The sequence below is a fragment of the Lysinibacillus sp. A1 genome (assembly GCF_000801965.1).
Classification (GTDB): Bacteria; Bacillota; Bacilli; order Bacillales_A; family Planococcaceae; genus Lysinibacillus; species Lysinibacillus fusiformis.
This window is the reverse complement of the sequence record NZ_JSZM01000019.1, coordinates 26796-38628: the sequence shown is the minus strand read 5'-3', so window position 1 is coordinate 38628 and position 11833 is coordinate 26796. Positions and strand designations below refer to the sequence as shown.

Here is an 11833-nt window from a genome sequence, read left to right as displayed (position 1 = left end):
AAGGGAGGAAGAAAAATGCTTTATGTAAAGGCGCCTGCAAAAATTAATTTAACTTTAGATGTACTTTATAAAAGACCTGATAATTTTCACGAAGTAGAGATGGTTATGACAACCGTCGATTTAGCTGATCGTATCAGTCTTGAATCTCGAGAAGATGGAGTGATCCAAATAATTTCAACAGATAATTTTGTACCGAACGATCATCGTAATTTTGCTTATCAGGCAGCGCGTCTCATTAAAGATACATATGGCATTAAACAAGGTGTATCCATTACTATTGAAAAAGAAATCCCTATTGCTGCCGGCCTTGCTGGAGGTAGTAGTGATGCAGCTGCTACACTTAAGGGCCTTAATGAACTTTGGAATTTAGGGTTATCGATAGATGAATTGGCTGAACTAGGTGCTAAAATCGGTTCAGATGTATCATTTTGTGTCTATGGTGGCACAGCACTTGCCACAGGACGCGGTGAAATAATAAAGGAAATCCCTGCCCCGCCTAACTGCTGGGTAGTATTAGCAAAACCTAAAATCGGCGTATCCACTGCTGAAGTATACGGTGGTCTTAAAGTTGAAGGATTGGAGCATCCAAATACGAAGCAAATGATACAGGCTATTGAAACGAAGGATTATGAGCTATTATGTTCTTCATTAGGAAATGTTTTGGAAACTGTAACATTTAAGCTACATCCAGAGGTCGTCATGTTAAAGGAACAAATGAAACGCTTTGGAGCAGATGCTACGTTAATGAGCGGAAGCGGTCCGACTGTTTTTGGGCTAGTCGATAGTGAAGCTCGTGTCAGTCGTATTTATAATGGTTTACGTGGGTTTTGTGAAGAAGTTTATGCAGTAAGAATATTAGGTGAGCGAAATACGCTTGCTTAGAAACGCAAATTTGTGTTAATTTTACCTATAAATATTCGTGTTTAGGAGAGGGTCGCATGAAATGGAAACGTAGTGAACGACTAGTTGATATGACGTACTATTTACTAGAACATCCACATCAGCTGATCCCGCTAACTTATTTTTCAGAACTATATCAATCTGCGAAGTCATCCATTAGTGAGGATTTAACGATTGTAAAAGAAACTTTCGAAGAAAAAGGAATCGGGTTATTGATGACAGTGCCGGGTGCTGCAGGAGGAGTAAAATATATTCCTAAAATGTCCGAGCTAGAGGTGCGTTCAGTTATTCAGGATTTAAAGGCAGAGCTTGAGCATTCAGATCGCTTATTGCCTGGTGGTTACTTGTTTATGACAGATTTACTAGGGAACCCAGATTTAATTAACCGCGTAGGGAAGGTTTTTGCTTCTGCTTTTGCAGATCAACAGATCGATGTCATAATGACAGTAGCAACGAAGGGTATATCTATAGCACATGCTATTGCTAGACATTTAAATGTGCCAGTAGTTGTTGTGCGAAGAGATAGTAAGGTAACAGAAGGTTCTACAGTAAGTATTAATTATGTGTCTGGTTCTTCCAGAAGAATTCAGACAATGGTATTATCAAAAAGAAGCATGAAGAGTGGACAACGTGTCTTGATTACCGATGACTTCATGAAAGTTGGCGGTACTATGAATGGCATGAAAAATTTATTAGAAGAATTTGATTGTCAATTAGCTGGCATTGCAGTGCTTGTTGAGGCTGAACATGCGGACGAAACGTTAGTAGACGATTACTATTCGCTTGTAAAGCTTCATGAAGTGAATGAAAAAGATCGAACAATTGCATTAAGTGAAGGTAACTATTTTTCTAAAAGGGGACATGACAAATGAAAGTAGTAGCAACATCAAATGCACCAGCAGCAATTGGACCATATTCACAAGGGATTATTGTGAACGGTATATTTTATAGCTCAGGACAAATTCCATTAACAGCTACAGGTGAATTAGTGGAAGGCGATATTACTGTACAAACAAATCAGGTATTCGCCAATGTAAAAGCAGTATTAGAGGCAGCAGGATCATCTTTAGAAAATGTTGTAAAGACTACAGTGTTTATGAAGGATATGAACGACTTTGTCGCAATGAATGAAGTCTATGCAAGCCACTTTGGGGAGCATAAGCCTGCACGTTCGGCTGTAGAGGTAGCTCGACTTCCTAAAGACGTAAAAGTAGAAATCGAAGTTATTGCTATTGTTAAATAAAGAATAGATTAATGAAGCCCACTATGAAGAGCATTCGTTCTGTTTAGGGGGCTTTTTTTATCGTTGACAAACAATTGTCAAAAATTCCGTAAATAAGAAAAAATATTATTCTCTAAAGTATTCAAATTTTTTAGAAAATTTGATAGACTATAAAAAGGAAAATATTCGGTAATTAAGAATATGATAATTTTTATTTAGGCACCTAAGAGAGAGGTGGTGAGAAAATGGAAGTTACTGATGTGAGATTACGTCGGGTACAGACGGATGGTCGCATGCGTGCGATTGCTTCCATTACACTTGACAATGAGTTTGTTGTTCACGATATTCGTGTAATTGATGGAAATACTGGATTGTTCGTAGCCATGCCAAGTAAACGAACACCAGATGGTGAATTTAGGGATATCGCTCATCCAATTAATTCGGATACTCGTAATAAAATTCAAGAGATTATTTTAAACGCCTATCATAACTCTAGTGAATTAGAGGAAACGGGCGAAGAAGTAGAATTAGAGAGCATTGGTGTATAGTTAAAAGGTAATAACTAACTATTTAAGAAGTAGTTGCAATTTAAAGTTAATTTTATTAGTCAGAAATTTTAGGAACTCTTCAATTTTGAAGAGTTCTTTTTATTTTGATAAAAAGAGAAAACCAGCAGTTTTAGGATATACTTCATGACATTCGAGCAGAAGGTGCAGTGGTTTTTGGAATTCATCTTTTTGTCAACTCTACATGCCTTGAAAATAGATGAATTATGCTATATAGTCATAAGAGAAAATGAGCGTATTGGAGGACTTACAGATGAGCAATATTTTTGCTGTCATTTTGGCTGCAGGTCAAGGTACACGTATGAAGTCCAAATTATATAAAGTGCTCCATCCAGTTTGTGGGAAACCGATGGTACAACATGTGGTGGATCATATTCAAACGTTAGATGTGAATCGCATTGTAACGGTTGTTGGACATGGTGCAGAAAAAGTGCAACATCAGCTTGGAGATAAAAGTGAGTATGTTCTTCAAGCCGAACAGTTAGGGACAGCACATGCTGTTCAACAAGCTGAGGGAATTCTAGGGAATGAAGAAGGAACAACTTTAGTTGTTTGTGGTGACACACCGCTAATTCGTCCCGAAACTATGCAGGCTCTATTTGAGCATCATCAGGCAAAGAATGCTAAAGCAACAATTTTAACTGCAATTGCGGAAAATCCAACTGGCTATGGTCGTATTTTACGTAGCGAGAATGGGCAAGTAGAGCAAATTGTTGAACAAAAGGATGCTTCAGCAGCACAGCAATTAGTAAAAGAAATAAACACGGGCACATATTGCTTTGATAACAAGTTGCTATTTGAAACATTAAAATTAGTGAAAAATGACAACGCTCAAGGTGAATACTATTTACCAGATGTTATTGAAATTCTACAAAAGCAAGGTGATATTGTAGAAGCATATGTGACAGATGATTTTGAAGAAACGCTGGGTGTCAATGACCGTGTTGCTTTATCACAGGCAGAGACATTAATGCGTGCGAGAATTAATGAAAAGCATATGCGTAACGGTGTGACAATTATTCACCCTGAAACGACATATATTAGCGCGGAAGCTGTTATTGGAAGTGATACTGTCATTCAACCTGGTTGTATGATAGAAGGAGCCACTGTAATCGGAGAAGATTGCAATATTGGCCCAAATACTCAAATTGCAGATAGTCAAATTGGAGATCGTACAACGGTGCATTCTTCAGTTGTGCGTGAAAGCGCTATTGCGGAAGATGTAGCCGTTGGACCATTTGCTCATATTCGACCACTTTCAGACATCGGTAGCCATGTGAAAATTGGTAACTTTGTAGAAGTGAAGAAAAGCAAGCTAGGTAATGACACAAAAGTATCACATTTAAGCTATATTGGTGACGCTGAAATTGGCAGTAACGTCAATGTTGGCTGCGGTTCCATTACAGTTAACTATGATGGAAAAAATAAGTACAAAACAATTATTGAAGATGATGTATTTGTAGGATGTAATACTAACTTAGTAGCGCCAGTGAAAGTTGGAAAAGGTTCATTTATTGCAGCAGGTTCTACAATTACAAAAGAAGTACCTGAAGATGCACTTGCTATTGCTCGTGCAAGACAAGAAAACAAACCTAATTATGTAAGCAAATTAAATTTAAAATAATTATCAACTAAACAGGAGGCCATCATGCCGTATCATTATGCAAACTCACAATTAAAAATATTTTCTCTAAATTCAAATAACCCGTTAGCTCAAGAAATTGCGCAAGAAATGGGTGTAGAATTAGGGAAATCTTCTGTTAAGCACTTCAGCGATGGAGAAGTTCAAATTAGCATTGAAGAAAGTATTCGTGGTTGTGATGTGTTTATCGTGCAGTCAACTTCTGCACCAGTAAACGAACATTTAATGGAGCTTTTAATTATGGTAGATGCAGTTAAACGTGCATCTGCTCGTACAGTAAACGTCGTAATGCCTTATTATGGTTATGCACGCCAAGATCGTAAAGCAAAAGCGCGCGAACCAATTACAGCTAAATTAGTGGCAAACCTACTTGAAACAGCAGGTGCAACACGAGTAATCGTATTAGATTTACATGCACCTCAAATTCAAGGTTTCTTCGATATCTTAATCGACCACTTAATGGCAGTACCATTATTATCAGATTACTTTAAATCTAAAGGTATTCCAGAAGATCAAATCGTTGTTGTTTCACCAGACCATGGTGGGGTAACACGTGCTCGTAAAATGGCGGAACGTTTAAAAGCACCAATTGCAATTATTGACAAGCGACGTCCAAAACCAAATGTTGCGGAAGTTATGAACATTGTGGGTAATGTTGATGGTAAAGTGGCAATCTTGATTGATGATATTATTGACACTGCAGGTACAATTACGATCGGTGCAGATGCATTACGTGCAGCCGGTGCAAAAGAAGTTTATGCTTGCTGTTCTCACCCTGTACTATCTGGCCCAGCAATTGAGCGTATCGAAAACTCTTCTATTAAAGAATTAGTGGTGACAAATACAATTCAGCTTGCGGAAGATAAAAAATCTCCAAAAATTACAGAGCTTTCTGTAGCTAAATTAATGGCTGATGCAATTTCTCGCGTGTACGAAAACAAATCTGTAAGTACTCTATTCGATTAATTATAAAGAATAAAGGGCAAATCTATCTTTTTAGATGGATTTGTCCTTTTTCTCTTTATTTAATGAATGGAAAGAGTATATTATGTGTGAATCTCCTAATAAAGGGGTATAATAGTAAATGTGTCTTCATAATATTTACACTACTTTAAAAAATAGAGGTAAATATTATTATAGCCTTAAACAAGATAGTCACTAAAATGCTGAGTGGCTGAGTGGCTGATTGTTGATAAGGCGTAAATAATTTTCTTGGAAGGGGAATAAAGAGATATGAGTACAGTATTAAGTGTTACAAAGCGCGAAACTGGGCATCGTTCGACATTAACCCAACTTAGAAAAGGGGGAGCCATTCCTGCAGTTATTTACGGCTATAAGTTAGATTCAACCCCAATTTCTATTTCTGCAAAAGAATTTAAGAAATCCATTCAAAAAAATGGGCAAAACAGTGTGTTTTCACTAGATTTAGAGGGGAAAAAAGTGAATGTAGTTGTATCAGAAGTACAGCAATGTTCATTAAAAGATGAAGTTAATCATGTAGACTTTTTAGCGATTAATATGGCGGAGGAATTAGAGGCCGATGTGCCAATTAAATTAGTTGGTCAGTCAGTTGGAGTGAGTGAGGGCGGTATTTTAATGCAGCCTAACTTAGAATTAAAAGTGAAGGTGAAACCAGCTGAACTACCTGATTCCATTGAAGTTGATATTTCATCACTGAAAGTAGGGGAATCCCTGACTGTAGCGGAGATTCGAAATCAAACGCCTGTCGAAGTTATTAGTGAAGATGATTATTTATTAGTAACGATTGTTGCTCCTGTTTCGGCAGAGCAAGAAGAAGCTACTGCTAGTGTGGAAGAAGAGCAAGTGTAAAATAAATTATTTATCAGGCTAGTAAGAAAGCTAAAAACTTTCTTGCTAGCTTTTTTTTGTAGCGTTAAAATGGCATTTAGCAATTGTTCAAAATGCTTTCTAGGCATGTGGTATGGTAAAATAATGACTATTAGATTTGAAAGAAGAGAGGTACTTATGAAAATTATCGTTGGTTTAGGAAACCCGGGTAAACCGTATGAGCACACTAGACATAATATTGGTTTTGATGTAATTGATGCGTTAGCAGAAAAATGGGGGGCACCTTTAACAAATTCAAAATTTAATGGTATGTACACAACTGTTCATCGACCTGAGGGGAAGGTTCTACTTGTTAAGCCTTTAACATATATGAATTTATCAGGGGAATGTGTAGGTCCCCTAATGGATTATTTTGATATTGATGTGGAAGATCTAATTGTCATATACGATGACCTAGATTTGGAAACTGGAAAATTACGCTTGCGCCAAAAAGGAAGTGCGGGTGGCCATAATGGCATTAAATCCTTAATTCAACATTTAGGTACGCAGGAATTTAATCGAATCCGAGTAGGCATTAGTCGACCACCAACTGGCATGAAGGTTGCAGACTATGTATTAGCAAAGTTTTCAAAGGAAGATCAGGTTTATATGAAAGAAGCCATTGAAAAGTCTGTAAATGCTGTAGAAGTATCTCTTTCAAAGCCATTTCTTGATGTGATGAATCATTTTAACAAGTAAAGTCGTGAATTTAGTTAAAATTTTTGGATACAAAAGTCTAAGTTAAACTCATGCTTATATGGATAAGTCTTGCCTATAAGCAAAAATTAATTCTCCCATTTTTAAGTTCATACAATACTGAAGACACGAAGATAGTGCATAATCCAATTTATAAATGTCTATACTTTAAGTAGAAAGTTGCTTAAAGGAGGATGATTTGGAGATGTCAGTTCGCTATCGATGTCGGCATTGTGAAGTAGAAATAGGGACACTACCATTTGATGCAGATGATACAATTCGAAAACTACATATTTTCGAATTGGGAGAAGCCGATGATTATGTTGAGAAAGATCAGCATGGTCATACGACTGTGCACTGTATTTGTGAGCAATGTGAGGATTCGCTGAGACAATATCCAGATTATCATGCACTCAATAAATGGATTCAATAATTGGAAGGATGCTTTGACACACTTCATGTGTGTTCAAGGCTTTTTCCATTTTGTAAAATGGCTAATAAATATATACAAACTAGCACTAGAATGCTAGTAATGACAAATAGAATTTTTTGCTGAAAGGAGCTTTTGACTGTGGAAGTTTTACGACAGCTTGTGTCGAGAGATAAACATATTACATCATTTTTACAGGAGATTCAAAGCGGTCAAACTGCATCACAGCTTATTACAGGTTTAACTGGAAGCGCACGTCCCGTTATGGTCGATGCGTTATTTGAATATGTAAAGAAGCCGATATACATTGTGTCTCCTAATCTACTGCAGGCACAAAGAATGGTGGATGAGCTTGCTGGACTATTAGGTGAAGAAAATGTTCACTATTACCCAGCGGACGAATTTATTGCTGCAGACCTTTCTGTGGCCTCTCCAGAATTACGAGCAGAGCGAATCGCAACGCTTGATTGCTTAGCTAGGGGGGAGAAGGCTGTTTACGTGATCCCCGTTGCAGGTTTGAGGAAGATCATGCAGCCGAAGGAACATTGGCTACACTATTTTTTACAAACAACTGTGGGCGATGAAATTGAAGTGGATGCATGGCTACAAACATTAGTTGAAATGGGCTATGTCCGAAATTCCATGGTGACTACACCTGGCGAATTTGCCTTACGTGGAGGCATACTTGATATTTATCCACCGTATTTAGAATCACCTATTCGGATTGAATTATTTGATACAGAAGTAGATTCTATAAGAACATTTTCGGCAGATGACCAACGTTCTATTGATAAATTACAAAAAATTCGTATACTTCCTGCTTCTGAGGTTATTCTGACAAAATCAGAAAGACAGAACTTGGCAGGTCGTTTAGAAAAAGCGTTAGCCGCAAGTCTAAAGAAAGTTAAAAAGCAGGAAACAAAAGAACTCCTTTATCAGCATATTCAGTATGATATTGAATTGCTACAACAAGGAAATCTTCCTGACTATGTTAATAAATATGGGTCATTACTATATGATAAAACGGCTTTTTTAGGCGACTATTTTGCGCAAGATGGAATTGTTTTATTTGATGAGCTTGGACGTATCCAAGAAGTTATGGATGCTTGGGAACGTGAAGAAGAGGAATGGTTTTTATCTTTAATTGAAGAAGGGAAAATGGTTCATGATGTTAAACCAGCCTTCACATTAAAGGAAATAGTGGCAATGTTGTCGCAACAAAAGCTGTCCTTTTCATTATTTTCACGTACATTTTCGGGAATAACGTTTAATAAGACGACTAACTTTTCTTGCAAGCCAATGCAACAATTTCACGGACAAATGGCATTGCTACAAAGTGAGATTGAACGCTGGTTACTTGGCAAATTTACAGTACTCATCGTAGCTAGAGATAAAGAGCGTGTGAAACGTGTTCAGCAAATGCTAGAAGAGTATGATATCCATGCAGCTATAGGTGAGCCTACAGATGCTGGAATTTATATTGTCGATGGAGTATTGTCGAGTGGTTTCGAATTACCGCTCCAACGTTTGGCCATTGTCACTGAGGATGAACTATTTAAGCAGCAGGCTAAGAAAAAAGCACGTACGCAAAAAATGACGAATGCTGAACGCATTAAAAGCTATACGGAAATTAAACCTGGTGATTATGTTGTTCATGTTCACCACGGAATAGGGAAATATATTGGTGTAGAAACATTAGAGGTAAATGGAACACATAAGGATTACTTGCATATTCGATATCGTGCAGACGATAAATTATATGTACCTGTCGAGCAAATAGACTTAATTCAAAAGTATGTGGCATCCGAGGACCGAGAACCGAAGCTACATAAATTAGGTGGCGCAGAGTGGAAAAAGGCTAAAGCTAAGGTATCGTCAGCTGTACAGGATATTGCAGATGATTTAATTAAACTTTATGCAAAGCGAGAAGCTGAAAAGGGGCATGCATTTACACCTGATAATGATGATCAACGTAACTTCGAGGCAATGTTTGCCTATGAAGAAACAGAGGATCAGCTGCGTTCTATTGTTGAAGTAAAAAGAGATATGGAACGTGAACGTCCTATGGATCGCCTTGTCTGCGGTGACGTTGGCTACGGTAAAACAGAAGTGGCCATTCGTGCCGCATTTAAAGCTATTCAAGATGGCAAACAGGTTGCCTTCCTTGTTCCTACAACCATTTTAGCGCAGCAACATTATGAAACCATTCGTGAACGCTTTCAGGACTTTGCTATTAATGTAGGGTTGCTATCACGCTTCAGGTCAAAGAAAGAGCAAACAGCTACTTTAAAAGGGTTAAAAGAAGGGCAAGTCGATATTGTTATCGGTACACACAGAATCTTATCGAAGGATTTATTATTCCAAGACCTTGGTTTATTAATTGTTGATGAAGAACAACGTTTCGGTGTAACGCATAAAGAAAAAATTAAGCAGCTAAAAACAAATGTCGATGTGTTAACGTTAACAGCGACACCTATTCCGAGAACGCTCCATATGTCAATGGTAGGGGTCCGAGATTTATCTGTTATAGAAACACCACCAGCCAATCGATTCCCGGTTCAAACATATGTGATGGAACATAGTGGGGCACTAGTTCGAGAGGCAATCGAAAGAGAGATGGCACGTGGCGGACAAGTGTTTTACTTATATAACCGAGTAGAAGATATGGCTAGAAAAGTTGAGGAAATTCAAGTGCTCGTTCCAGAGGCACGAATAGGTCATGCACATGGGAAAATGTCAGAGTCTGAATTAGAATCAGTCATATTATCCTTTTTAGAAGGAGACTATGATGTACTTGTGACAACGACTATTATTGAGACCGGTGTAGATATTCCCAATGTTAATACTTTAATTGTCCACGATGCTGATCGAATGGGCTTAGCTCAGCTCTATCAATTGCGTGGACGCGTTGGGCGCTCTAATCGGGTAGCCTATGCTTATTTTATGTACCAGCGTGATAAAGTATTGACAGATGTTGCTGAGCAAAGATTGCAGGCTATTAAGGAATTTACGGAGCTGGGTTCAGGCTTTAAAATTGCTATGAGAGATTTATCTATTCGAGGCGCCGGGAATTTACTTGGAGCGCAACAACACGGCTTTATTGATTCGGTTGGTTTTGATTTGTATTCACAGATGCTCCAAGAGGCAATTGAAGAGCGTCAAACAGGTGTGAAAAAAGAAGAAAAACCTGAGATTGAAATTTTATTAAGTGTCGATGCGTATATTCCCGATGCCTATATCCCTGATGGATACCAAAAAATTCAAATGTATAAACGCATTAAAGCGATGGATCAGGTGGAAGAGTATGGTGAAATCATGGAGGAATTAGAAGATCGATTTGGTGATCTTCCAATTGAAACAGAGCGTCTACTTCGTGTAGCACGAATGAAAGTATGGGGATTAGGTGCGGGAGTAGTCTCTGTAAAGGATAAGCAGAAACTTATTACAATCTTGCTATCCGAACAGGGAACAGCAAATGTTGATGGTAGTAAAATTATTGAAGAGTCCATGAAATTTGAACGTGCTGTTGGTTTTGGTATGGATGGCATGCAATTAAAACTAACCATTGATGAGCGGAAGTGCGGAAAACATCAACCCTTTGACATTTTGGAAGAACTGATGCAAATTATTGATCAAGCAAAGAAGCTATAATAAAAAGGCAGTCCTATCTTTTGAAGTAAAGATAAGACTGCCTTTTTTCGCTACAACTTTAATCAATTAATTATAGAAACGTATTCCTTGGGTACTCTAATAATGAGTTGATTGATGTAATGCAAGTTTTTTGAAAAAAATTGATGGTTGTGAAATCCTTTTTCTTCAGTTTTTGCATAGATTGCTTAAATAAAAACCATACTATAGTTGAATAAAAAATTTTATTGTAGCGAAAGCGAGGCATTAGAATGAAGGCAACAGGAATTGTTCGTCGTATTGATGATTTAGGGCGTGTAGTTATTCCAAAAGAAATTCGTAGGACGCTACGTATTCGTGAAGGCGACCCGCTTGAAATTTATACGGACCGTGAAGGTGAAGTCATATTAAAAAAATATTCTCCAATTAACGATTTAGGAGAATTTGCAAGAGAATATGTTGAAACATTATATGAAACATTAGGAACACCAGCATTTGTTACAGACCGTGATGAAGTAATTGCCGTAGCAGGGATTGGTAAAAAAGAATATATCAATCGTCGTATTACGTCCTTTGCAGAAGGCTTCATGGAAGAACGCTCTACAAAGATTGAAAAAATGGAGACATCCATTGAAATTGTTCCTGGACAATATGAGCAAGTAAAATCGTACTGTGCAACACCTATTATGGTGAATGGTGACCCAATTGGCTGTATTATAGTATTGTCTAAAGTGCATTTTGTTGGTGAGGTAGAAGTGAAAGTAGTGGAAACGGCTGCAAACTTCTTAGCGAAACAAATGAATAGCTGATGCATGTAAAAGTTATTGCGATGACCTTTTAGGCCGTGTAATAACTTTTTTTGCGTACATAAATATGGGCCAAATTAGGAACAGTATTGTCGC

General features: G+C 37.7%; 11 protein-coding genes. All 11 read left to right on the top strand.

Annotation, left to right across the window (positions count from 1 at the left end; genetic code table 11):
• Positions 1-15 precede the first annotated feature (15 nt).
• The 11 genes from ispE (at position 16) to spoVT (ending at position 11740) form a co-directional block, all read left to right on the top strand.
• A complete protein-coding gene (gene ispE, locus PI85_RS16085) occupies positions 16-882 on the top strand; it encodes a 4-(cytidine 5'-diphospho)-2-C-methyl-D-erythritol kinase (protein WP_036122035.1) in 867 nt (288 codons plus the stop codon).
• Positions 883-938: 56 nt separating this feature from the next.
• Positions 939-1772 (top strand): pur operon repressor, encoded by an 834-nt coding sequence (gene purR / locus PI85_RS16080; protein ID WP_036122037.1) that lies wholly within the window; start codon positions 939-941, stop codon positions 1770-1772.
• On the top strand, positions 1769-2143 hold the full coding sequence (locus tag PI85_RS16075; RefSeq protein ID WP_008181603.1) for a RidA family protein: 375 nt from the start codon (positions 1769-1771) through the stop codon (positions 2141-2143). Before purR ends, PI85_RS16075 begins: the two co-directional genes overlap by 4 nt.
• A gap of 224 nt (positions 2144-2367) precedes the next feature.
• On the top strand, positions 2368-2670 hold the full coding sequence (gene spoVG / locus PI85_RS16070; RefSeq protein WP_036122039.1) for a septation regulator SpoVG: 303 nt from the start codon (positions 2368-2370) through the stop codon (positions 2668-2670).
• A gap of 271 nt (positions 2671-2941) precedes the next feature.
• Entirely contained in the window at positions 2942-4312 is a 1371-nt protein-coding gene (gene glmU, locus PI85_RS16065; RefSeq protein ID WP_036122041.1) for a bifunctional UDP-N-acetylglucosamine diphosphorylase/glucosamine-1-phosphate N-acetyltransferase GlmU, read from the top strand.
• A gap of 24 nt (positions 4313-4336) precedes the next feature.
• The gene (locus PI85_RS16060; RefSeq protein ID WP_036122044.1) at positions 4337-5296 is read left to right on the top strand and encodes a ribose-phosphate diphosphokinase; all 960 of its coding nucleotides are present in this window, start codon (positions 4337-4339) and stop codon (positions 5294-5296) included.
• Positions 5297-5563: 267 nt separating this feature from the next.
• Entirely contained in the window at positions 5564-6160 is a 597-nt protein-coding gene (locus PI85_RS16055; protein ID WP_036122047.1) for a 50S ribosomal protein L25/general stress protein Ctc, read from the top strand.
• 156 nt (positions 6161-6316) lie between these two features.
• Complete coding sequence (gene pth / locus PI85_RS16050; RefSeq protein ID WP_036122048.1) at positions 6317-6877, top strand: aminoacyl-tRNA hydrolase; 561 nt, start codon at positions 6317-6319, stop codon at positions 6875-6877.
• 202 nt (positions 6878-7079) lie between these two features.
• Positions 7080-7307, top strand: coding sequence for an anti-sigma-F factor Fin (locus PI85_RS16045; protein WP_008180264.1), 228 nt, complete (start codon positions 7080-7082; stop codon positions 7305-7307).
• Positions 7308-7445: 138 nt separating this feature from the next.
• On the top strand, positions 7446-10955 hold the full coding sequence (mfd, locus tag PI85_RS16040) for a transcription-repair coupling factor (protein ID WP_036122050.1): 3510 nt from the start codon (positions 7446-7448) through the stop codon (positions 10953-10955).
• A gap of 248 nt (positions 10956-11203) precedes the next feature.
• A complete protein-coding gene (spoVT, locus tag PI85_RS16035) occupies positions 11204-11740 on the top strand; it encodes a stage V sporulation protein T (protein WP_012291886.1) in 537 nt (178 codons plus the stop codon).
• Positions 11741-11833: the final 93 nt, after the last annotated feature.